Origin of the sequence: Pseudomonas sp. Teo4, assembly GCF_034387475.1 — a bacterium.
Classification (GTDB): Bacteria; Pseudomonadota; Gammaproteobacteria; order Pseudomonadales; family Pseudomonadaceae; genus Aquipseudomonas.
The window spans coordinates 2,888,213-2,911,028 of sequence record NZ_JAXCIL010000001.1 but is presented as its reverse complement, the minus strand read 5'-3'; the positions used below and the strand labels follow the sequence as shown (position 1 = coordinate 2,911,028).

19 protein-coding genes, 1 tRNA gene and 1 pseudogene are annotated in these 22,816 nt (G+C 61.5%); 9 read left to right on the top strand and 12 right to left on the bottom strand.

Annotated features, from left to right (window positions below):
* Positions 1 to 49: 49 nt before the first annotated feature.
* From PspTeo4_RS13175 to PspTeo4_RS13155, 5 genes are read right to left on the bottom strand one after another with little or no spacing between them, the layout of a single operon-like run.
* A complete protein-coding gene (locus tag PspTeo4_RS13175) occupies positions 50 to 1,561 on the bottom strand; it encodes an efflux transporter outer membrane subunit (RefSeq protein ID WP_322364221.1) in 1,512 nt (503 codons plus the stop codon).
* 12 nt (positions 1,562 to 1,573) lie between these two features.
* The gene (locus PspTeo4_RS13170) at positions 1,574 to 2,689 is read right to left on the bottom strand and encodes an ABC transporter permease (RefSeq protein ID WP_322364220.1); all 1,116 of its coding nucleotides are present in this window, start codon (positions 2,687 to 2,689) and stop codon (positions 1,574 to 1,576) included.
* A 1-nt stretch (position 2,690) separates the two neighbouring features.
* Positions 2,691 to 3,824, bottom strand: coding sequence for an ABC transporter permease (locus PspTeo4_RS13165; RefSeq protein ID WP_322364219.1), 1,134 nt, complete (start codon positions 3,822 to 3,824; stop codon positions 2,691 to 2,693).
* Complete coding sequence (locus PspTeo4_RS13160) at positions 3,821 to 5,581, bottom strand: ATP-binding cassette domain-containing protein (RefSeq protein ID WP_322364218.1); 1,761 nt, start codon at positions 5,579 to 5,581, stop codon at positions 3,821 to 3,823. Before PspTeo4_RS13160 ends, PspTeo4_RS13165 begins: the two co-directional genes overlap by 4 nt.
* Entirely contained in the window at positions 5,581 to 6,603 is a 1,023-nt protein-coding gene (locus tag PspTeo4_RS13155; RefSeq protein ID WP_322364217.1) for an efflux RND transporter periplasmic adaptor subunit, read from the bottom strand. The genes PspTeo4_RS13160 and PspTeo4_RS13155 overlap by 1 nt, the downstream gene beginning before the upstream one ends.
* A gap of 94 nt (positions 6,604 to 6,697) precedes the next feature.
* Here PspTeo4_RS13155 and PspTeo4_RS13150 point away from each other — a divergent pair, with 94 nt between their 5' ends.
* The 3 genes from PspTeo4_RS13150 to PspTeo4_RS13140 all read left to right on the top strand — a co-directional run bounded on the left by PspTeo4_RS13150 (position 6,698) and on the right by PspTeo4_RS13140 (position 9,428).
* The gene (locus tag PspTeo4_RS13150; protein ID WP_322364216.1) at positions 6,698 to 7,348 is read left to right on the top strand and encodes a TetR/AcrR family transcriptional regulator; all 651 of its coding nucleotides are present in this window, start codon (positions 6,698 to 6,700) and stop codon (positions 7,346 to 7,348) included.
* A 127-nt stretch (positions 7,349 to 7,475) separates the two neighbouring features.
* Positions 7,476 to 8,441 carry an ABC transporter substrate-binding protein gene (locus PspTeo4_RS13145; RefSeq protein ID WP_416196924.1) on the top strand — a complete coding sequence of 322 codons (966 nt, stop codon included), beginning with the start codon at positions 7,476 to 7,478 and terminating at the stop codon, positions 8,439 to 8,441.
* A 15-nt stretch (positions 8,442 to 8,456) separates the two neighbouring features.
* The gene (locus PspTeo4_RS13140) at positions 8,457 to 9,428 is read left to right on the top strand and encodes an aliphatic sulfonate ABC transporter substrate-binding protein (protein WP_322364215.1); all 972 of its coding nucleotides are present in this window, start codon (positions 8,457 to 8,459) and stop codon (positions 9,426 to 9,428) included.
* Here the strand turns inward: PspTeo4_RS13140 and PspTeo4_RS13135 are convergent.
* The 4 genes from PspTeo4_RS13135 to PspTeo4_RS13120 all read right to left on the bottom strand — a co-directional run bounded on the left by PspTeo4_RS13135 (position 9,413) and on the right by PspTeo4_RS13120 (position 13,843).
* Positions 9,413 to 10,183: a helix-turn-helix transcriptional regulator gene (locus PspTeo4_RS13135; protein ID WP_322364213.1), complete on the bottom strand. Its 771-nt coding sequence runs from the start codon at positions 10,181 to 10,183 to the stop codon at positions 9,413 to 9,415. The two genes, PspTeo4_RS13140 and PspTeo4_RS13135, sit on opposite strands and share 16 nt — an antisense overlap.
* A 42-nt stretch (positions 10,184 to 10,225) precedes the next feature.
* The gene (locus PspTeo4_RS13130; RefSeq protein ID WP_322364211.1) at positions 10,226 to 11,461 is read right to left on the bottom strand and encodes an MFS transporter; all 1,236 of its coding nucleotides are present in this window, start codon (positions 11,459 to 11,461) and stop codon (positions 10,226 to 10,228) included.
* 203 nt (positions 11,462 to 11,664) lie between these two features.
* On the bottom strand, positions 11,665 to 13,044 hold the full coding sequence (locus PspTeo4_RS13125) for a uracil-xanthine permease family protein (protein ID WP_322364210.1): 1,380 nt from the start codon (positions 13,042 to 13,044) through the stop codon (positions 11,665 to 11,667).
* Positions 13,045 to 13,171: 127 nt separating this feature from the next.
* Entirely contained in the window at positions 13,172 to 13,843 is a 672-nt protein-coding gene (locus PspTeo4_RS13120) for a Bax inhibitor-1/YccA family protein (protein WP_322364208.1), read from the bottom strand.
* A 134-nt stretch (positions 13,844 to 13,977) separates the two neighbouring features.
* Here PspTeo4_RS13120 and PspTeo4_RS13115 point away from each other — a divergent pair.
* Positions 13,978 to 14,065, top strand: a tRNA-Ser gene (locus tag PspTeo4_RS13115).
* Between the two features lie 197 nt (positions 14,066 to 14,262).
* Here the strand turns inward: PspTeo4_RS13115 and PspTeo4_RS13110 are convergent.
* The gene (locus tag PspTeo4_RS13110) at positions 14,263 to 14,997 is read right to left on the bottom strand and encodes a TraX family protein (protein WP_322364207.1); all 735 of its coding nucleotides are present in this window, start codon (positions 14,995 to 14,997) and stop codon (positions 14,263 to 14,265) included.
* Between the two features lie 34 nt (positions 14,998 to 15,031).
* A complete protein-coding gene (locus tag PspTeo4_RS13105) occupies positions 15,032 to 15,337 on the bottom strand; it encodes a metal-sensing transcriptional repressor (protein WP_322364859.1) in 306 nt (101 codons plus the stop codon).
* Between the two features lie 515 nt (positions 15,338 to 15,852).
* Here PspTeo4_RS13105 and PspTeo4_RS13100 point away from each other — a divergent pair.
* The 3 genes and pseudogenes from PspTeo4_RS13100 to PspTeo4_RS13090 all read left to right on the top strand — a co-directional run bounded on the left by PspTeo4_RS13100 (position 15,853) and on the right by PspTeo4_RS13090 (position 18,919).
* Complete coding sequence (locus PspTeo4_RS13100; RefSeq protein ID WP_322364206.1) at positions 15,853 to 16,590, top strand: HupE/UreJ family protein; 738 nt, start codon at positions 15,853 to 15,855, stop codon at positions 16,588 to 16,590.
* A gap of 12 nt (positions 16,591 to 16,602) precedes the next feature.
* Positions 16,603 to 17,265, top strand: a pseudogene (locus tag PspTeo4_RS13095) (hypothetical protein).
* A 256-nt stretch (positions 17,266 to 17,521) separates the two neighbouring features.
* On the top strand, positions 17,522 to 18,919 hold the full coding sequence (locus tag PspTeo4_RS13090) for a sensor histidine kinase (protein WP_322364205.1): 1,398 nt from the start codon (positions 17,522 to 17,524) through the stop codon (positions 18,917 to 18,919).
* A 32-nt stretch (positions 18,920 to 18,951) separates the two neighbouring features.
* Here PspTeo4_RS13090 and PspTeo4_RS13085 read toward each other — a convergent pair whose 3' ends face one another.
* On the bottom strand, positions 18,952 to 20,256 hold the full coding sequence (locus PspTeo4_RS13085) for an MFS transporter (RefSeq protein ID WP_322364204.1): 1,305 nt from the start codon (positions 20,254 to 20,256) through the stop codon (positions 18,952 to 18,954).
* A gap of 217 nt (positions 20,257 to 20,473) precedes the next feature.
* On the opposite strand from PspTeo4_RS13085, the gene PspTeo4_RS13080 reads away from it, so the two are divergent.
* Both PspTeo4_RS13080 and chrA read left to right on the top strand, forming a co-directional pair.
* On the top strand, positions 20,474 to 21,415 hold the full coding sequence (locus tag PspTeo4_RS13080; RefSeq protein ID WP_322364202.1) for a chromate resistance protein ChrB domain-containing protein: 942 nt from the start codon (positions 20,474 to 20,476) through the stop codon (positions 21,413 to 21,415).
* Positions 21,408 to 22,772 carry a chromate efflux transporter gene (gene chrA, locus PspTeo4_RS13075; RefSeq protein ID WP_322364200.1) on the top strand — a complete coding sequence of 455 codons (1,365 nt, stop codon included), beginning with the start codon at positions 21,408 to 21,410 and terminating at the stop codon, positions 22,770 to 22,772. The genes PspTeo4_RS13080 and chrA overlap by 8 nt, the downstream gene beginning before the upstream one ends.
* Positions 22,773 to 22,816: the final 44 nt, after the last annotated feature.

Genomic DNA, 22,816 nt, shown 5'->3' with positions numbered 1-22,816 from the left:
CGTAGGAGCGAGCCTTGCTCGCGATGCGCCGCGCGGGCGGCGCTCGGTCTCATGATCGCGGCAATTCTCGCGCCAAGGATCGCGTCCCCAGCGGTCCCCCCCCGCCCAGGGCCTTGTACAAGGCAACCAGGTCGAGGCGAAGCTGGCTGTCACTGTCTACCAGGTCACGCCGCGCCTGCAGGTAGTTGCGCTGGGCATCCAGCTCCACCAGAAAGTCGGTCAGCCCGCCGGCATAGCGCGCCTTGGCCATGTCATAGGCTTGCCCGGCGCTGCCCAGGCGAGCCTTGAGCTGGTCGTTGCGCTGGCGTTCGGCACCGTAGCTGCTGAGGGCGTCATCCACTTCCTGCCAGGCCTTGAGCACGGTCTGTTGGTAGCTGACCGCAGCTTCCTGTTGTTCGAGCTTGCGCAGAGTGACCTGGGAGCGGCGTCGGCCATTGTCGAAAATCGGCACGCTCAAGCTTGGCCCAACCGCCCACTGGCGGCTGCCCCAGTCAGAGAACTTGCCGCTTTCGAAGGATGAGTAGCCGAAGCTGGCTCCCAGGCGAATGCTCGGGTACAGCTCGGCCACTGCCACCCCAATGTTCGCTGTCGCGGCGTGCAGCTGGGCTTCGGCGGCGCGAATATCCGGGCGATTGCGCGCAACTTCCGAGGGCAGTCCAGGGCTCAGGTCGGGCAAGGACGAGGGCTTGGTCACAGGTGCCAGCAATTGAGCCTGCAGCTCGCCCGGCTGCGCGCCGACCAACACGCCAAGCTGGTTGATCGCCTGGGTCTGCGCCGCCTGCAGCTGCGGCAGGGTGGCGCGCAGTTGCTCCAGTTGAGCACGCTGGCGGACCAGGTCGAAGTCGTCGACCAGGCCTCCGTCGGCACGGGCCTGCACCAGTTCGAGCGACTCCTCGGTGGCGCGCAGGTCTTCCTGGGTGACGTTGATCAACTGCTGCACCCGGCGCAGCTCGAAGTAACCGCGTGCCACTTCGCTGGCAACCACCAGCCGCGCCTTCTCCAGCAACGCTTGCTGCTGCTCGACACGGGCATCGGCAGCCTCGATGGAGCGACGCACGCGGCCCCAGAAATCGACCTCCCAGGACGCATCGAAACCAGCTTCATACAGGGTGAAGGGCTGGGCCAGGGCCTTGGTCAGCTGGTCACTGTTGCCCGGCGCGAAGCTGTCGATCATCTTCGCGCTGGCGCCACGCTCGCTTTGCCGCTGGCGTTGAATATCGGCCCTGCCGTCGACGTTCACGCCACGCTGGGCCGCGACCATCTGCCGTTGCATGCGGGCCTGGGCAAAGCGCAGTGCGGCGTTGGTGAGGTCGGGGCTGGCGGCGATGGCGCGGCGCTGCAGGTCGTTCAAGGTCGGGTCGGCGAACTGGGTCCACCATTGCACTGTAATGACTCGGGTGGCCGGGGCCGTGCCCACGAGCGAGGGGTCGCCGCTGTGGGCTGCGCGCCAGTCGGTTGGAGCCGCGGGCTGCGGGGCCTGGTAGTCAGGCCCGACCGCGCTGCACGCCACCAGGGCCAGCAGTAAAGGTGTGAGGCAAAAGGCGTTGAGCGGCGACGACATTGCAGCCTCCGGTTAAGCGAGTCGATTGCGGAACAGCCAGGCCGACAGCGGCAAGGTCACCGCCGCCACGGCAAGCATGGGGACAAGATCGTGGGCCACGTCGAACAGGCTGACGCCTTCAAGATAAATGCGTTGAATCAGGTCGATGGCAAAACGCAGCGGGTTGACCCAGGTGGCCAGCTGCATGGCGTCGGGCATGTTGCGCACCGGCGTGGCCAGGCCCGACAGCAGCATGATCGGCATGATCAGCACGAAGGTGTAGAGCATGGCCTGTTGCATGTTCAGCGACACGGCCGAAATCGACATGCCCAGGCCGACGCTGGACACCATGAACACCAGCAGGCCGCCATACAGGTCGAGCAGCGAGCCGGCCATGGGAATGCGGAACCAGAACAGCGCCATCAACAGCACCAGCGTGGCTTGCACCAGGCCGATCAGAATGGGCGGTATGGCTTTGCCGATCATGATTTCCATCGGCGAGTAGGGCGTGACCAGCAATTGGTCGAAAGTGCCTTGCTCACGTTCGCGTGCCACTGACAGCGCAGTCAGCAGCAGTGTCTGCAGCATGCTCAGAGAAGCGATCAACGCTGGAATCAGCGGCCAGCGGGTTTCCAGGTTGGGGTTGTACCAGGCGCGGGTCACCACGCTGATCGGTGCCTGCGCCAGACCACGCTCGTGGTTGAAGTCGTTCACGATGCTGGCAAGCCCCGCCGCGGCGGAACCTGCGGTAGTCGAGTTGCGGCCGTCGAGTATCACTTGCAGCGGTGCAGGTTCGCCACGGGTGAGGCGGGCCTCGAAATCCGGCGGGATGTGCACCACCAGCAACGCTTCTTCCGCGTCGATCACCTCGGCGATTTCACGGCTGGAGTTCAAAGTTTGCACGCGGTGGAAAATGCCGCTGCCGTCCAGGCGGCTGGCCAGGCGCTGCGACGATTCGCTGTGGCTGTGGTCTAGCAGCGCGTATGGCACGTTGTTGAGGTCGAAGGTTACGGCATAGCCGAACAGCAGGCTCTGCATGAGCACCGGAGCGATCAGCACGATGCGGTTTGCCGGGTCCTTGAAGATCACCAGCAGTTCCTTGCGCCACAGGTTGGCCAGGCGGCGCAGCAGTTCCATGAAGGTGGCCATGTCAGTCGAGCCTCTTGCGCGTGGCCAGGCGCGCCAGGCCCAGCAGGGCCACGGCGTAGCCGGTGAGAATCAGGCTGTTGCGCAAAATCAACGGCCAGAAGTCGCCGGCCAGGAACAACGACTTCACTATCTGCATGAAGTAGGTGGCCGGCAGCAGGTCACCCACCACGCGCACGGCGGTGGGCACGTTACGCAGGTCGAAGATGAAGCCTGAAAGCATCATCGCCGGCAGGAAGCTGGCGAGCAGGGAAATCTGGCTGGCCAGAAACTGGTTCTTGGTGACCGCCGAGATCAGCAGGCCAATTCCCAGGGCCACGAACAGGTAAAGCATCGAGCAGATCACCAACGCCCACAGCGAGCCATACATCGGCACATCGAACAAAAAGCGCGCTGCCAGCAGACACAGGGCCAGGCCGATCAAGCCGACGATGAAGCAGGGGATGATCTTGGCCAGGAGAATTTCCACTGCGCGCACGGGGGTGACGAACAGCGCTTCGAGGGTGCCGCGTTCCCATTCGCGGGCCATCACCAACGCGGTGAGAAAGGCGCCGACCAGGGTCATGATCAGCACGATCAGCCCTGGCACCAGGTACCAGGTGCTGGTGTTGGCGGCGTTGAACCACATGCGTTGTTCTATCTGCACGCCGCCGGCTTGCAACCCTGCGTTGCGCGAGGCCTGCTTCTGGCCCCACAACGCCAGGGCCTGGTTGAGGTAGTTGCTGACACCCGAGGCGCGGGTTGCGTCAGAGCCTTGCACCAGCACCAGCACCTGGGCGTTGCCATCTTGCAGGCGACGGCTGAAATCGCCCGGCAGGTGGACCAGGGCATCCACTTCTCGCGCGGCCAGCAATTGCCGCCCTTGCTCGAAGGATTGCACGGGCAACGGTTCCAGATAGGCCGAGCGGCTGATGCTGGCCAGCAGGTCACGGGCTTGCGGCGCGGGGTCATCCTGCACCACCGCGACCACGCTATGGCGCACGTCCAGCGACAGGCCGTAACCGAAGATGAGGATCAGCGCGATGGGCAGGCCGATGCCGATCAGCAGGTTGCTTTTGTCACGCCACATCTGGCGCACTTCCTTGCGGGTCAGCGACACCAGCCTGCGCCAGAAGGCACCGAACGCGGCGCTGCTCATGTCGGTGACGCCTGTTGTTGTCGGCGCCCCTGCTCGACGATGGCAATGAATGCCTGTTCCATGTTCAGCGCGCTGTTGGTGCCGCCGGCCTGCTCGCGGACCTCCTGCGGCGTGCCCATGGCGATGAGCTTGCCGGCATCCTGGATGACGATGCGGTCGCAGTATTCGGCTTCTTCCATGAAGTGGGTGGTGATGATGATCGTGGTGCCGGAGGCGGCCAGTGCCGTGATGCGTTGCCAGAAGCCTCGGCGGGCGAGGGGGGCGGCGCCGCTGGTGGGTTCGTCGAGGAACAGGATCTCCGGTTCGTGGAGCAACCCCACGGCCATGGCCAGGCGTTGCTTGAAGCCGCCGGGCAACTGGCCGCTGGGGTCTTTTTCGTGCCCGGACAGGTCGAACTGGCGAGAGACTTCGTCCATGCGCCGCTGCAACTGCTTGCCGGGCAAGCCATAGGCGCCGCCGAAGAACTCCAGGTTCTCGCGTACCGAGAGATTGCCGTACAAGGAAAACTTCTGCGACACGTAGCCCACCCGGCGGCGTGCCTGCGCCCGGGCGTGACGCAGGTTGACGCCGGCCACCTGCAGGCTGCCCGACGAGGCGGGCAACAGGCCGCAGAGCATGCGGAAGGTGGTGGTCTTGCCGGCGCCATTGGGGCCCAGCAAGCCGAAGATTTCGCCCCGGCGCACACTGAAACTGGTACTGGCCACGGCGGTAAAATCGCCGAACGTGCGCACCAGGTTCTTCACCTCGATGGCGGGTTCGCTGGCGTGGTTGTCGCTTGGGGTGCTGGCCTTGAGGGTGTCCATGTCGACGTGTTCGGCATCGCTGCGGGCGCGCAGCAGGAACATGAAGCCGTCTTCCAGGCGGGCCTCCACCGGGCGTACGGGGGCGCCTTCGAGCAGTGTGTCGAGCGTTTGGTCGTCGGCGGCAGGCTGGCGCATGAAGCGCACTTCACCGGACTGCGGCACAGCGTCGATGATGGTGTGGGGGTTGCCCAGCAGGCGTGCCTGCAGGGTACGCGCCGGTTGCCCGGCAGGCGGTGTCGCGATATAGCACAGGCCATCGGCGTGGCAGCGGATGTCCTGTGGCATGCCTTGAGCCATCAGTTGGCCCTGGTGCAGCATGTACACCTGCGAGCAGCGTTCGGCTTCGTCCATGTAGGAGGTGCTGAGCAATACGCTGAGGTTCTCTTCCTGCACCAGTTGCTGGACGATTTCCCACAGTTCGCGACGCGAAAGCGGGTCGACCCCCACGGTCGGTTCATCCAGCAACAGCAGTTGTGGCGAGCGCACCAGGGTGCAGGCCAGGCCGAGCTTCTGCTTCATGCCGCCAGACAATTTGCCCGCCGGCCGTTTGGTGAAACGCGTGAGGTCGGTCATCGCCAGCAGCCGCTCGAAGCGCTGCCGACGCTGGCTGGCGCTCACGCCATGCAGGTCGGCGTAAAGGTCCAGGTTTTCCTGAACGCTCAGGTCTTCGTACAGCCCGAAGCGCTGCGGCATGTAGCTGATCAGGTCCTGGACCTGCTGCGGGTGCGCCTTGACGTCGACACCGAGGACGTTCAACGCGCCGCTGTCAGGTTGCAACAGCCCGGCGACCAGGCGCAGAAAGGTGGTTTTGCCGGCGCCGTCCGGGCCGACCAGGGCGGTCAGGGCGCCCTTGCGCAGGGTCAGGTCCAGGCCATGCAGGGCCTGGACAGTCTGCCCCGATGCCTTGATCAGGAACTGCCTGGCGACCGCCTTGGCCTCGATGACCAGGTCCATCACTCGGCCTTCCCATCGTTGGCCAGGTCAGCCTGGGCGAACCGCACGGTTGCTGGCATCCCCAAGCGCAGGCGGTTGTCCTTGTCGTCGACGATGACGCGCACCTCATACACCAGCGCGGTGCGCAGTTCTTCGGTTTGCACGGCCTTGGGCGTGAATTCGGCGACGTCGGAAATGAACCCGACCTGGCCCTGTACGGGGTCGTCCGGGTGGCTGTCGGTGGTGACGCTGGCCCGCAGGCCCGGCCGGATATGGCCCAGTTGCGGCTCATTGATGTACACCCGCACCCACTTGGGCGAGGTGATGGCCATGGCATACACCGCACGCTGCGGCGAGGCCATGTCGCCAGGTTCGAGCATGCGCGAGCGCACGGTGGCATCCTGCGGCGCACGCAGTTCGGTTTCATCGAGGTTGTGCTGCAGCAGTGCCAGTTGTGCGCGGGCGCTCTGCAACTGCGCCTCGGCCTGGGCGATGTCCTCGTCCCGCGGCCCGATTTTGGCCAGGCGCAAGGCCTTCTGGCTGTCTTCCCACTGGGCCTGGCGTACCTTCAGCTGCGCGGCGGCGTTGTCCAGATCTTGTTGGCTCACGGCACGTCCACCGGTGCTGTTGGCACGGATGCTTTGCAGGCGGCGCAACTGGGTGGCGGCAAGGTCGACCTGGGCCTTGCTGGCGGCGGCCTGGGCACTGGCGCGGTCGATGTCCTCGGGGCGGCTACCGTTGCGCAAGCGCAGCACGTTGGCTTGCTGGGCGGCGATCTGGGCGTTGGCCTGGTCGATCTGCAGCTTCAGCGCGCGGCTGTCGAGGGTGGCCAGTACCTGGCCGGCCTTGACGGTATCGCCTTCCTCGACACGCATCTGGGCGATGCGCTCGCTGCCGGTGAATGCCAGCGATACCTGGCGGATATCGACGTTGCCATAAAGCACCAGATCACCGCCCTGGTTGCCCTTGGTGTGCAGGTAATACCACGCCCCAAAGCCCACCAGCGTTACTGCCAACAGGGCGATGACGAGCTTTTTATGCATGATGACGACCTGTGATCAATCACTGACATGGAGCAAGCATAGTCACAGAATTCAAATTAGAATTTGACTTGAGACAACACTGCGAGTGCCTGGCATGAACCGCGATCAAGCCCCCATCAGCAAACCGCGCGGGCGCCGCCCGGATGGCGACATTACCCGCCAGCGCATACTCGACGCCGCAGGCCAGCTGATTGCCGAGCGTGGTTACGCCGAGGCCACCAGCAAAGCCATCTGTGCCCTGGCGCAATGCAACCTGGCAGCGGTGAACTACCACTTTGGCAGCCGCGAAGGCCTCTACCGTGCGGTGCTCAAAGAAATGCACCAACACCTCATCAGCCTGGAACAGTTGCAGCAGCTGGCCTGCAGCGACCGGCCAGCGCGGGAGCGGTTGGTCGACCTGATCAGGGCGCTGACGCTCAACGTCATCAATGGCAAACGCTGGCAAGCCCGGTTGTGGAGCCGCGAGTTGCTGACCCCATCGCCTTATGTGAGTGAGTTGATTGCAGAAGAGGCGATGCCCAAGTCGCGGCTGGTCCTGAGCCTGCTGGGTGAGCTCACCGGCATTGCCGTGGATGACCCGGCCTTGTTGCGCTGCCTGTTCAGTGTCATCGCCCCGGTCATGATGCTGCAGGTCATCAGCCGTGACATCCCGACACCGCTATCGGGGCTGTTCGAACAGTCCGAAGAGGCCCTGGCCGAGCACCTGGTGCGGTTTGCCCTGGCAGGGCTCGATGCCGTTACATGACCCTGCGTTTTGCATATTAGGTTAGCACTAAAATCAATTTCATTAATTTTTAGCTGCCCGATAAAGTGTTCAGGCCTCAGGTGGCATGCCACCTGGCCTTTTCAGGAACGCTTTGAAGGAGCACAGGATGTCCATCCGTCGCCGTTTATCGACCTTGCTTGTAGCCTCACTGCTGGCCACCCAGGCCATCGCCGCCGAGCGCTTGACCCTGCGCATCGGTGACCAGAAAGGCAACATGCGCGCCCAGCTGGAAGCGGCAGACGCGTTGCGCGACGTGCCCTATGACATTCACTGGGCCGAGTTCCCCGCCGCCGCGCCGCTGGCCGAGGCGTTGAATGCCGGGGCCATCGATGCCGGCATCATCGGCGATGCGCCGCTGCTGTTCGTGTTGGCCTCGGGCGCTCCGGTCAAGGCCATCGCCGTGGACAAGTCCGACCCTTACGGCACGGCGCTGCTGGTGCGCCCGGACGCACCGCTGCACAGCGCGGCCGACCTCAAGGGCAAGCGCATCGCCACCGGCCGTGGTTCCATCGGCCATCATCTGGCGCTCAAGGCGCTGGACCAAGCCGGGCTGACGGAAAAAGACGTTGAGTTCCGCTTCCTCGGCCCTGTCGATGCCAAGATCGCCCTGGCCAATGGTTCGGTAGACGCCTGGTCGACCTGGGAACCCTACACGGCACTGGCCGAGCTGAGCGGGCAGGGCAGGGTGCTGGTCAACGGTCGCGGGCTATCCAGCGGCAACAGTTTCCTCGCCGCTACCGACCAGGCCCTTGAAGACCCGGCTCGGCGCGCGGCACTGCAGGACTATCTCACCCGTCTGGCCGGCGCCCAGGTATGGGCCAACCAGCATCTGGACAGCTATTCGAAGACGCTAGCCGCCATCATCGGCTTCCCGGTCGAGGCAGCGCGGCTGCAATTCGAGCGTCGCCAACTGCGCTGGCAGGTGATCGATGCCAAGACCATCGCCGAGCAGCAGGAAACCGCCGACTTCTACCAGGCCCATGGCCTGATGAGCGAGCGCCTGGATGTGGCGCCGACCTTCGCCAAGGGCTTCAGCGTGCCCGCTGCCGACCCGCTGACCGCCCAACACTGACCCCGGAGAACCGCCATGCTTCATTTCAAACGCCTGCGCCACCTCGCGCTGGGCTTGCTGATCGGCGCCACGCTGCCGTCCCTGGCCAGCGCCGAGCAGACCTTGCGTATCGGCTACCAGAAGTCCTCGACCCTGCTGACCCTGCTCAAGGCACGCGGCACCCTGGAACAGCGCCTGCAGGCTGAGGGAATCCGCGTGAGCTGGCATGAGTTCCCCAGCGGCCTGCCGCTGCTGGAAGCGCTGAACCTGGGTAATGTCGACCTGTCGGCGGATGTGGCCGACACCGTGCCGGTGTTCACCCAGGCCGCCGGTGCGCAGCTCACTTACTTCGCCCGCGAGGCGCCGTCACCGTCGGCCCAGGCGATTTTGGTGCCGGCAGACTCGCCGCTCAAGACCCTGGCCGACCTCAAGGGCAAGCGCGTGGCCGTGACCAAGGCCGCCGGTAGCCATTACCTGTTGATCCAGGCGTTGGCCAAAGCGGGCCTAAGCTTCAAGGACATCAGCCCGGCCTACCTGATTCCCGCCGACGGGCGCGCCGCCTTCGAAAACGGCAAGGTCGATGCCTGGGTCACCTGGGACCCGTACGTAGCCAGTGCCCAGCGTCAGCAAAATGCGCGCATTCTGGCCGATGGCAACGATCTGGCCAGCTACCAGCGTTACTACCTGGCGGGCAGCGACTACGCCAAGGCCCACCCGCAAGTGCTGGAGCAGGTGTACCAGGCGCTACGAGATATCGGCAGCTGGACCAAAGCCAACCCGGCCGCCGCAGCGCGGGTGCTGGGGCCGCTGTGGGGCAACCTGGACAGCGCCACGGTGCAGCAGGCCAATGCCCGACGCAGTTACGACGTGCAACCGGTGAAACTCGACAACCTGGCCGAACAACAGCGCATTGCCGATGCGTTCTACCGCGAAGGGCTGCTGCCAAAGCCTGTGGATGCCCGTGCGGTGACCCTGTTCGAGCCGGGGGCGGCTCACTTGAAGAACTGACTGGGCGTGGTGCCGAACTGGCGCTTGAACATGCTGGCGAAGGCGCTCGGGCTGTCATAGCCGAGCGTCCCGGCCACATCGATGATCCGCTCGCCCAGGGCGATTCGCTCCAGGGCCTGCATCAGCCGCGCTTGCTGGCGCCACTGGCCGAAGGTCATGCCGGTTTCCTTGCGGAACAGGCGCTGGATGGTTTTTTCATCAACCCCAAGATGCGTGCCCCAGTCGGCCACCGTCGAGTTGTCTTCGGGGCGCTCGTGCAAGGCCGCACAGATGACTTGCAGGCGCTTGTCGCCGGGCTGTTGCAGTTTCAGCGGCAGGGTCGGCAGTACGCAGATCTCGTCGAGGATCAGGCGCATGATCCGCGACTCGCGGGAGTCCTCGGCGTAAGGGCCGGTGAAGTCCACCGAGGCCTTGATCAGTTCGCTGAGCAACGGCGAGATGCTGATCGCCTTGCTCTGTGATGGCAGGTTCGCCGCAGCGTCCGGGCACACGAACACGCTGCGCATCTTCACATCGCCCACGCAGCGGATTGCGTGCTCCTGGCCGCAGGGCATCCACACCCCACGGCTGGGCGGAACGGTCCAGCGCTCTGACTGCGACTGCACGATCATCAGGCCCTTGATGGCATAGATCAGCTGATGCTTGGCATGCGAGTGGGGGGCGATGAACCAGTCCGGCGGGTAGTCCGTGGCGCGGCTGCCCACCTCCCAGGTCCACTCGTCGACCTCCACCAGCATTTCATCCATCGGCTTCATCGATGCCACTTTGCGCCCCATCCCGATTTTGGCCTGGCCATCTTAATAGCAGCTGGCCGGGCGGGCTTTCGAGCGGGTTGCCGGCAGCAATGCCGTCGCCAGGCCCAGCAGGGGCAGGAACGAGATCGCCTGGTACACCCACTCGATGCCATGCCGGTCGGCCAGCTCGCCCAGGCCTGCGGCACCAATGCCGCTGATGCCGAACATCAGGCCGAACATCACCCCGGACACCATGCCGACCCGCCCGGGCACCGCTTCCTGGGCGTACACCACCAGGGCGGCGAACGCCGAGGACATCACCAGGCCGATGGCCACCGCCAGGACTGCGGTCCAGGCGAGGTTGGCATAGGGCAGGGCCAGGGCGAACGGCGCCACGCCAAGGAAGGAAACCCAGATCACCGCCTTGCGGCCGATACGGTCACCCACTGGCCCCCCGGCGAAGGTGCCCAGCGCCACAGCGGCGAGGAAGATGAACAGGTACAGCTGACTCTGTTGCACGCTCAGGCCAAAATGCTGGATGAGGTAGAAGGTGAAATAATTGGTGAACGAGGCGATGTAGACGAATTTGGCGAACATCAGCAGCGAAATTACCCCCACGGCGCGCCAGAGGGCAGCCTTGGACAGCGCGGGTGCTTGCTGGCCGCTGATGCTTTTGAGTCGTTGCTGGCCATGGCGAACGGTCCAGCCGGTGACCCGCCACAACACCAGTACGGCCAATGCCGCAGCCACCATGAACCAGGCAATAGCCGACTGGCCGTTGGGGATGACGATCACCGCCGTGAGCAACGGACCGATGGCTGAGCCTGTGTTGCCACCCACCTGGAAAGTCGACTGCGCCGTACCGAAACGCCCACCGGATGCCATTCGCGCCACCCGCGAGGCCTCGGGGTGGAAGGTGGCGGAGCCTACGCCGACCACGGCAGAGGCGACCAGCAGCATTTCATAGCTGCCCGCCGTTGCCAGCAGGGCGATGCCGATCAGGGTGATCAGCATGCCACCCGGCAACAGATAAGGTTGTGGGTGCTTGTCGGTGTACAGGCCGACCCAGGGTTGCAGCAGCGAAGCGGTAACCTGGAACACCAGCGCGATCCAGCCGATCTGGGCGAAGCTCAGGGAAAAGTCGCTTTTGAGCATCGGGTAGATCGACGGCAGGACGGCCTGGATCAGGTCGTTGAGCAGGTGTGCGAAGGCGGCGGCGCCAACGATACGAACCAGGAAACCCTGGGGTTGATCGACGTGGGCCGTGGGGCTGGCCAAGGTGGCGGCAGGAGTCGTCATGGGCGAACTTCTTTTGTCGAGTTAAGACACTACGGCCAAGGGAAGACCGTAACAAGGCATTGCCAAAGGAGGTTATCCAGGGTGGCCTTTGCCTGTCTCACGTCGTACAGACACTCACTGTCGCGATTCGGGCATGCGCGAAGTGAGCTCGCCCGCCAGCAGATGCATCGCCGCCGCGATGCGCCTGCTGGCGCTTGTTGCTATCAGGCGTGTTCCTTGCTCTCAGGCAGGAACCAGTTCAGCACCAGGGCGCAGATACCACCGGTGGCAACGCCGGACTCCAGCACGTTGCGCAGTGCCGCCGGCATATGTGCGAGGAATTCCGGCACCTGGGCAACGCCCAGGCCCAGTGCCAGCGACACGGCAATGATCAGCAGGGCGCGACGATCCAGGCGAGTGCTGGCCAGAATGTTGATGCCCGAGGCTGCCACGGCGCCGAACATGACCATCGCCGCACCACCCAGCACCGGCTCCGGCACCGCTTGAATCACCCCGGCGACGCTTGGGAACAGCCCCAGTACGACCAGCATCAGGGCGATCCAGATACCGATGTGGCGGCTGGCGATGCCGGTCAGCTGGATCACGCCATTGTTCTGGGCGAAGATCGAGCTCGGGAAGGTGTTGAACAGCCCCGCCAGCAGCGAGTTGGCACCGTTGACCAGCACACCGCCTTTGATGCGTTGCATCCAGACAGGGCCTTCGACCGGCTGGCGCGAGACCTTGCTGGTGGCGGTGACGTCACCGATGGCTTCCAGCGAAGTCACCAGGTAGATCACCAGCATCGGAATGAACAGCGCCCACGAGAAGCTCAGGCCGAAGTGCAGCGGTGTCGGCACCTGGAACAGCGCGGCTTCATGCATGCCGGTGAAGTCCAGGCGGCCGAGGTAGCCGGCCAGGGCATAGCCCACGGCCAGGGCGATGACGATGGCGCAGCTGCGCATCCACACCACTGGGATGCGGTTGAGGATCACGATGATGGCCAGCACCACACCCGACAGCAGCAGGTTTTCGCCATTGGCGAAGGTGCCATTGGCCATGGCGGTAAAGCCGCCGCCCATGCTGATCAGGCCGACCTTGATCAGGGTGAGGCCGATCATCAGCACCACGATGCCTGTCACCAGCGGGGTGATCAGGCGCTTGATGAACGGCAGGATGCGCGACACGCCCATCTCGACGAAGGAGCCGGCAATCACTACGCCGAAGATCGCCGCCATCACGCCTTCAACCGGCGTGCCTTGCTTGACCATCAGCGCACCACCGGCAATCAGCGGGCCGACGAAGTTGAAGCTGGTGCCCTGAACGATCAGCAGCCCCGCGCCGAACGGCCCGAAGCGCTTGCACTGGACGAAGGTGGCAATGCCGGAAATCACCAGCGACATGGACACGATCAGGTTGGTGTCCCGCGCGGAAACGCCCAGGGCCTGGCAGATCAGCAGGCCCGGAGTGACGATGGGAACGATGATCGCCAGCAGGTGCTGCAGCGCTGCCAGCAGGCCGATCAACAGCCGTGGCTTGTCCTCAAGACCAAGCACCAGTTCATTGGCAGGCGCCGGCGCGCCTGGGCTGTGTTCGTGTGAGCTCATTGCGAAAGCTGCCCCGGAAGAAAAAAGGAGCGCATTCTACAGGGATCGCCCGCCCAGGGCGAACAGGCATGAAAAAGCCCGCCGAAGCGGGCTTTTTCATGTGCGGGTCAGATGCGGCTGTGACCGATCAGTCATCACGGCCCATGATGCCGAACAGCTGCAGCAGGCTGACGAACAGGTTGTAGATCGATACATACAGGCTGATGGTCGCCATGATGTAGTTGCGCTCGCCGCCGTGGATGATGGCGCTGGTCTGGAACAGGATGCAGACCGACGAGAACAGCACGAAGCCAGCGCTGATCGCCAGTTGCAGGCCGCTGATCTGGAAGAAGAAGCTGGCCACTACGGCACCCAGCAGGACAAAGAAGCCGGCGGTGATGAAGCCGCTGAGGAAGCTCATGTCCTTGCGGGAGATCAGCACGTAGGCCGACAGGCCGCCGAACACCAGTGCGGTCATGGCGAAGGCCGAGCTGACTACTTCGGCGCCGCCACTCATGCCCAGGTAGCGGTTGAGGATAGGGCCGAGGATGAAGCCCATGAAGCCGGTGAGGGCGAAGGTAGAAACCAGGCCCCAGACCGAGTCACGCAGTTTGGCGGTGAGGAAGAACAGACCGTAGAAGCCGATCAGCACGACGAACACGTTCGGGTAACCGACGCGCATCTGCTGGGCAACGAAGGCCATGACGCCGCTGAAGGCGAGGGTAAGGGCCAGCAGGCTGTACGTGTTGCGCAGGACCTTGCTGATCTCCTGCTGCTCGACCTGCTGGCCGTGGTGTACGGCATAATCCTGTTCGCGCATGGCGACACTCCTTGGTAAACCTGTGGTTTTGAGACATTCAGATGCAAGGAGTCTAACAGAGCTCCCGCAACCCGCGACACAGAGAGTTTGACAGCGTGTTTCATTACGGTATTATGGCCGCCGCAAAACAAGCTGGAAGCGTGGCCGAGTGGTTTAAGGCAACGGTCTTGAAAACCGTCGATGGGCAACTATCCTAGAGTTCGAATCTCTACGCTTCCGCCACTATTCTTCATTAAAGCCCTGATTTATCAGGGCTTTTTTGTGTCTGCTCCACTGTGATCCATACCTCAACCCACACTTCGGGTGCTGGCTTTCTGCGAACCCTCTTGGAACATTCAGGCTAGCGCTTGCGCACCTTCCAAACGTGAAGGCACGTGGACTACAGGCATCCACCCCACATCAGAAACCACCTGCGGCGTTCACATCATCGAGCGGATACCGAGCAAGGCTGCAAGGTGTCCTGGATAAAACCAATAGCTCCATTGAGCCACAGGCGGAACCCTAAACGGCATACGCGACCACAGAATCATCAGTCCGAGCAGTGGCGCCAAAGCAGCGAGTATGAGGGCGGCCAAGGCTGCGGGGTCCAAGTGGATGGCTTGCGAAAAAAGTCCCGTACGTGAATTGGCCATCACGCACAGTACAACTGGGACCATTGCGAAGCACTCTGGACGCTTGATCGCAAGTACTAACGCTGCGGGTACCAATACCCCGTAAAACCCATACATCAGTGGGTCTGCGAACACATGTGCGAAACAAAGTGCTACCGCGGCCATCAAGAGGCTGGACCCGCTCCGGTGGTGGACTCCCCAGGCAACCATCAATCCCAAGATCAGCGTGAACAGCACGTTAGATGTACCTGAGGTACTGATCATTCGGTACGGTACCTCCGAGATGGCAGCGAACAGCACCATCAGTGCGAGATATCGGCCATTGCTTCGGGTCAAGAGTTCGCCCGGCGGGGTGCGTGCGACGTTGATTGCGATAGCCAGGCAGAAGAGGGGAAACGAAAGCCTACCCAGGACGAAAAGGTCCTGCGCACCAGGCCATACCAAACGCATATGGTCCAGAACCATCGTAAGCAGGGCGATCCATTTGATCAGGTCTTGCTCAGCGTTGCGTGGCTTTTCCGGTGTGCCAAAGGCCAACTTCATGGTGACCGCCTTACGGACACGCGATTAACGATCTTCAGAGGTATTTGGTGATCTGCTTGAATTCGTCGATTGCGGATCGATCGCCGTTGCTCAAGGCGGTAACCGAATCTTCCAGGCAGTGATCGATATGGTCCTGAATGAGTGTGCGCTTGGCTTGGCAAACGGCCTTCTCGACAGCATGTAACTGCTGGGCGATGTCTACGCACTCGCGGCCATCTTCGATCATGGTGATGATGCTGCGCAGATGGCCGTCAGCACGTTTCAGGCGTTTGATGATCGCTTCGTGACTCTGATGAGTGTGGGTGTGGCCATGGGTATGTTCATGGACTGGCTCGGTCATGGCTTGAGTCTCGGACGGCTTTACATAAGGCTGCATGCTATCCCCCTAGGGGGGTTAGGTCAAACGTGCCCGTTTCTGCTAGTCCGTATCCGTTACGAAGGCGTCAGGATGTCTCGCCGTCTACTTTCAGCGACCATGACTGTGTTTCTGGCTATAGCCTTTCTGCTGGCTTGGACAGGTCACGCCTATTCGCTTTCAGTGCCGACGCAGAACCCGGTGTACAGCGAGCAAGCAGTCCAGCATGGGCACCACCACGGTGAGTCCACCTGGAGCTGCGCCCACTGCGCAGACCACTATCACTCGCCGCTGACCCCTGACCATCAGCATGAGACGCCGCAACTCACGTCCTGCGTCCAGCTTTTCTCCACTTTCGAGCCCTCGGTTCGCATGGGTCTGCCCAGCGACTCAGTGCCTCGTCCGCCTATCTTCCGCATCGAGCGCCCACCCCGTCCTGTACTTGCCTGCTGACATCAGCCGCTTCGCGGCTCACGATCATTGCAAGAAAGGATTGATCCATGCATCTGCACTCGATAACGGGTGGGGGATTGTTCGCCACGCGTTCACGCCCCCCATTGTTCCTGCTGTTCCTGTTGGTTTTCTCGCTGTTCATCGGCATGCCAGAAGCTCTGGCCCATGCTGTAGCAGAGGGTGACAAGGGCTTCATTCAAGAAAGCACAGGGGTCATGTTGATCCCGTTCATCTATATGGGCGCCAAGCACATGATGACGGGCTACGACCACCTGCTGTTCCTTTTTGGCGTCATCTTCTTCCTCTATCGCCTGAAGGACGTCGGTCTGTACGTCACGCTGTTTGCCGTTGGCCATTCGGTGACCCTGCTGTTTGGGGTGCTGAGCGAGATCAGCATCAGCTCTTACATCATCGACGCGATCATCGGCTTTTCGGTGGTCTACAAGGCTCTGGACAACCTGGGTGCCTTCAAGCGCTGGTTTGGCTATCAGCCTGATACCAAAGCCGCGACCTTGATCTTCGGCCTTCTGCACGGTTTTGGCCTGGCCACCAAGATCCAGGAGTACGAGATTTCGGCGGATGGCCTGATCCCCAACCTGATCGCCTTCAACGTAGGCGTCGAAATCGGCCAGCTTTTGGCGTTGAGCGCAATCCTTATTCTGATGGGGTTCTGGCGCCGCACTCCAAGCTTCTGGCGCCATGCCTATACCGCCAACGTTGCCATGATGAGCGCCGGTTTCCTCTTGATGGGTTACCAGATTACCGGCCTGTTTATCTCTGCTTAAGGACCTTCGACCATGTTCAATTCTCCACTTCCTTCGGCAAGTGAACTGCCGTCCAGCCGCCAACTCGTCCGTTCCACTGTGATCGCCTTGGCCGTTGCCATGGGGCTGCTCGTTACCGTTGTGATGCCTTCGGAATATGCGGTGGATCCGACCGGCGTCGGTCGTGCCATGGGGCTGACCCAAATGGGAGAGATCAAGATAACGTTGGCTCAGGAGGCTCTGGCTGACGAGTTGGCTGCGCGCCAAGCGAAAGCGCCAGCGGCTCCTGCTCCCGCTCCCGCACCAGTTCAAGCTCCAGCTCCTGTTCAGTAGCTTGCAGCGGTGCAGCCCGCTCAGCCAGCCGCTCAAAAGTCTGCGGCGAAGTCTGACGAGGTTACATTGACTCTCAAACCTGGCGAGGGTCGTGAGATCAAGCTGGAGATGCTCAAGGGCAGCGTGGTTTCGTACCAATGGACTGCTTCCGCCCCGGTCAACCACGATACTCACGGTGAGACCTACAACGCTGCGCAAGGCGATTTCCACAGTTACAGCAAGGGTCGTCAGGTGAAAGGCGATAGCGGCGAGCTTACCGCACTGTTCGATGGCACCCACGGCTGGTTCTGGCGTAACCGCACTTCGGGCAACGTGACCATCGCGCTGCAGACCTCAGGCGACTACCTGAACGTCAAGAAGTAAACCGCAGCCGGCGCCCATGCTGACTGTGTGGGTGCCAGCTTTACCTACTTTCGATTTTCGGAAACTTGCCACTCATGGTTATTAAACTGACCCGTTGCATCCCGCTGATCAGCCAACTCGGTAATTGCTTCACGCGTGACCGGTACGCGGAGCAGGGTGAGCTATAACCCCTAATGCACATGTCAGAAAGCCTGGGAGACGGCCTCGCATGCGGTTACGGGACTTTGTCATCGGAAGGGATGCAGCCGCGCGCTTAATGCAGTTCGATTTGCTGCGTTGGTTTTCCATCGTGAGCGTCCTGATCATCACGCTGGTTGCATTGGGCCTGGGTTTCATTGCTTCGCGCTTCGTTGTGGATGAGAGCATCCAGCGCGATGCAGCGCTTACGGCTCAGTTCATTCAGTCGCTGGCTTCGAGCGAGTTGAGCAAGCATTACCTGCCGAATCGCCAGATGGGGGAGGTGTTGGACCCACGTGCCGATATCGTGCTGTCGAATCAAGAGCGCACTCGGCGACAAACTGCCCGACAAGAGTTTCTGGCACACATCGAAAACATTTCGAAGCAGCCTGATTCGCTACTGATCAATATCTACGCCCCTGACAATGTTGTGATCTGGTCAAGCAATCCGGCGCTGGTCGGCATGCAAATATGGGATGACGAGGAACTGGCCCGGTCTTTCGCAACCAGAAAGCGCGTGTTCGCGACCTATCACAGTGCGGTGCCTGAAAGAGAGGAGCAGAATTTCCCAAGGCCTCCTCAGGGGTTGTTCATTGAAAACTACATTCCCATGCTCAACGCCTCTGGCGAAGCGATTGCCTTGATCGAGATCTACAAGGAACCTTCGGATCTGATCGCCAGAACGCAGCGCGGCTACTTGTTGATGTGGCTGGCCACCTCGATTGGGGGCGCGTTGATCTACCTGGCGTTGTACCGGGTTGTGCGTAAAGCGGCAGGCCTGCTCATCGCCCAGCAGAAGCAGATCATCGAAAATGAAACGTTAGTCGCGATGGGCGAGATGTCTTCCGCTGTTGCACACAGCCTGCGTAACCCCTTGGCGAGTATTCGATCGAGTGCAGAGCTGATGCAGGCATTGGCACCCGATGGGCTGCAGCGCAACCTGAATGACGTGATCAACCAGGTTGATCGCATGTCGCAATGGGTCCGCGACCTCCTTGTGACCTCCGGGCCATCCGCTGGAGCTAGCGAGAACGTCGATGCGCTGGCCGTGGTGGAAGAATGCCTGGCTTCTTTCCAGTCGCAAATCCAGAGTAGCGGCGTTGAAATTGATCTTGTATCAGCCCATGACCAGCCTGCGGTTCTGAGCCAGCGTCTGCTACTTATGCAGGTTCTGAACAGCCTGTTTTCCAACGCGCTGGAGGCCATGCCAAAAGGAGGCCTTCTGACTGTTGAAGTGCTTAGGCATAGCTGCGAGCCGAAACTGACCATCGCGATCGCCGACACCGGTAGCGGGATGTCGGAATCACAGCGCAAAAGGCTCTTTCAGCCATTCACAACGACCAAGCAGGGTGGTTTGGGCGTTGGGTTGGTGATGGTCAAACGCATTATGGAGCGCTTCGGTGGGCAGGTAGATGTCCACAGTACACAAAACGAGGGAACCCGGGTTCGCCTGACCTTTGCACTTGCAGCCCAGTGATTGGAAAACGTGAACAGCCAAACCGAGCAGGGTCAGCGCCTCGGCCATTTGCGGTGATCGTCATCGATCACGAATGTGTGGGCGTGTGCCTTGCCTTCAGCGACATGCGGGTGGTCATCTGACAAATCGTCATGAGAGTGCGCGACCACCTCTTCGTCATACTCTGGTCGCCAGATATGTTTGCTCAGGATCCAAGCCATTGCCGCAACCAGGGTTAGACCCACGAAAGACGCGGTCAGGCTAACGCTAGCGCCCAGCCACCCAGCCAGGGGGTAGGTGATCAGCCAGCAGGCGTGGGACAAGGCAAATTGCGCAGCAAACAGTGCTGGGCGGTCCTGGGAGGTTGATGAGCGGCGCAAGATGCGTCCCGATGGGGTTTGCGCGAGGGAGTAGCCAGCCCCCAGTGCAATCCACAACCCCACAAGGCTCCAATAGCTGTTCACGAAGGCCCCGAGCATCAAGCCGACCACCAAGACCGCACCGCCGGCGAGCATCGCCTTGCGGTCATCCAGGTGCTCAAGCAGACGTGGCAGCGCCAGTGCGACGATCATTGATCCTGCGCCAAATGCCATGAGCGCCATCGCCGTTGAGCTCTGCGGCAGCCCGAAACGGGCTTGAACAAGCACTACGGTATTGACGATGACCATTGCGCTGGCAGCTGCGACGGTCAGGTTCAGGGCCAACAAGCCACGCAGTCGCGGGGTGCTCAAGAAGATCCGCATACCTTTGGTGGTTCGCTCGTAGATGCTGCGTTTGGGGCCTCGCACAGCAGCGGGTAGAACCGCCGTGGCGACCATCGCGGCAGACACCAGGAAGCCCACGACAGTGCCGGCAAACAGGCTGTGGAAGCTGACCACGGTGAGCAGCAGTGCTGCGAGCATCGGGCTGATGACACTCTCCAGGTCGTAGGCCAGTCGAGACAACGACAGCGCTCTGGTGTATTCGCGCTCGTCAGGCAGGATGTCTGGAATGGTTGCTTGGAAGGTTGGAGTGAACGCAGCAGAGGCCGACTGCAGGACAAAAATGAGTACATAGACCTGCCAGACCTCTGTAACGAACGGCAACAGCAAGGCTACCGCTGCTCTTACCAAGTCCAGGGTCACCAGCATGGCTTTTCTAGGAAGGTGCTCTGCGAACGCAGCCGCAACGGGTGCGACGCCAATGTAAGCCGCCATTTTGATCGCCAACGCGGTACCCAGTACTGCGCCTGCCTGGGCACCCGCTAGATCGAAGGCCAGTAAGCCCAATGCGACGGTGGCTAACCCGGTACCAACCAGTGCAATGACCTGGGCCAGAAACAGATGTCTGTAGGTTCGATTTTTCAGGACCGATAGCATGCAAACCTCCCGGCAGTGCTGATTTCCTGGCCGCGACGGTCATCGCAAGCAGCGTGGATTAGGCTACAGCGTATCCCCCTGGGGGGGATGCAGTCAATTTAGGTTGTGTCAGGTTCAAGCACGCGTGCGGGCAGTAAATGTCTCCTTTTCAAAGGCTTGATTTCGTGCAGAACAGGGTTAATGTAGAGCTAAGTACATTTTTAGTTGAATACTCAACATGAAAGATTGGGCTCTGCTTATCCTCGGCTTACCAACAGCCAACTCCACAGAGCGGATGCGTGCTTGGCGCACGCTTAAAGCCTCTGGGGCCGCGGTGCTGCGTGATGGGGTTTACCTTCTTCCAACTGAAGAGGCCGAGCTCGGGGTGTTTGAAGCAGTAGAGCGAGATGTGTTGGCAGTGAATGGCACAGCGCTCCTGCTATCGGTCAGAGAGCCTCAAGATCGATTCCAGGCACTGTTCGATAGAAGCGATGCCTACGCCGAGCTCAGGGAAGAAGTGGCTATCTGTCGGAGTGGGCTTTCCCCTGAAAGCGCCATGATCACCGCTCGGCAGGCTCGAAAACTGCGTAAAGGGTTTGCACAGCTCGTTTCCATCGACTTCTTCCCAGGCGCGGCTAAACAGCAAACTGACGTCATCCTCCAAGAGCTGGAAACGGCGATCAGCCGCGCGCTCTCCCCAGATGAGCCTTCGTTCCTGAACGAACCCATTCATGTGCTGGACCGGCAGGATTACCAAGGGCGCGTCTGGGCGACTCGAAAACGCCCTTGGGTCGACCGCCTTGCCTGTGCCTGGTTGATCTGCCGGTTTATCGACCCTGGCGCCCAGATGCTCTGGCTTGAACACCCTGGTGATTGTCCTGAAGACGCCGTGGGCTTTGATTTTGATAGCGCCACCTTCAGTCATGTTGGGCAACGCGTGACTTTCGAAACGCTAGTGGAGAGTTTCTCGATCCAAACTCCCGGTCTTGAGCGCTTGGCGGCAGTTGTGCACTACCTGGATGTCGGGGGTGTCCAGCCACCCGAGGCGGTCGGCATCGAACGCGTGTTGGCGGGGCTGCGGGAAGCCATCACCGATGACAATCACCTGCTGACAACGACACAGGGCATTTTCGATGGTCTGCTGACGGCCTTTGCCAGCGAGGAGAACACCCGTGGCTGAAACCACTTCACAAGATGTAGGGCAAGAAGCAGCTTCCAGGTCATCCATAGGGTTGCTGGAGGCCTTTCTCTTCTGGCTCAAGCTTGGTTTCATCAGCTTCGGCGGACCCGCTGGGCAGATTTCCATCATGCACCAGGAACTGGTCGAGAGGCGCCGTTGGATCAGTGAAAAGCGGTTCCTGCATGCGCTGAACTACTGCATGCTGCTGCCGGGGCCAGAAGCCCAGCAGCTGGCGACTTACATCGGCTGGCTGATGCACCGGACCTGGGGTGGGGTGATTGCGGGCGCGCTGTTCGTACTTCCTTCGTTGTTCATCCTCATTGGGTTGTCCTGGGTCTACATCGCTTACGGTGATGTTCCAGCGATCGCTGGGTTGTTCTACGGCATCAAGCCTGCTGTCACCGCAATCGTCCTGCAGGCAGCGCACCGCATTGGCTCTCGCGCCCTGAAAAATGGTTGGTTGTGGGGGATTGCCGGCGCGTCCTTTGTCGCGATCTTTGCGTTGAATCTTCCCTTCCCACTGATAGTGCTGATAGCCGCTGCAGTCGGGTTCATGGGTGGGCGGTTGTTGCCCGAGAAGTTCGTGACAGGGGGCAGCCATGGTGCAGTCAAGGCAGGTTTCGGCCCCGCTTTGATTGACGACAACACGCCCCCGCCAGCGCATGCACGCTTTCGCTGGGGCTACCTGATTGGCTTGCTCATAATCGGCGCCGGCTTGTGGAGCTTGCCAATGGGTCTACTGACGCTGGTATACGGTTGGGAGGGTACGCTGACTCAAATGGGCTGGTTCTTCACCAAGGCCGCGCTGCTGACCTTTGGTGGCGCGTACGCCGTACTGCCTTACGTCTACCAGGGGGCAGTCGGGCACCATGGCTGGTTGTCACCGACGCAGATGATCGATGGCCTGGCCCTGGGCGAGACGACTCCGGGGCCGTTGATCATGGTGGTTGCGTTTGTCGGGTTCGTCGGCGGTTATGTGCACCCTATGTTTGGTGCGGATCACCCGTTTCTGGCTGGAGCAGTCGCAGCCAGCCTGGTGACTTGGTTTACTTTCCTCCCGTCGTTTTTGTTCATCCTTGCAGGCGGCCCGCTGGTGGAGTCGACGCACAACGAACTGAAGTTCACTGCCCCTCTGACCGCGATCACGGCGGCTGTCGTAGGGGTGATCATCAACCTCGCGTTGTTCTTCGGCTATCACGTTCTGTGGCCGCAGGGCTTCTCTGGCAGCTTTGACTGGCCTTCGGCGTTGATTGCAATTGCCGCTGCCATCGCGTTGCTGCGTTACAAACGCGGAGTTATCCAGGTGCTTGTGGTATGCGCGTTGATGGGGCTGTGCGTACACGTGCTGCGAGGCTGACACATCATTGGAACGAGACGGTTATTCCCAGCGACACGTATGCC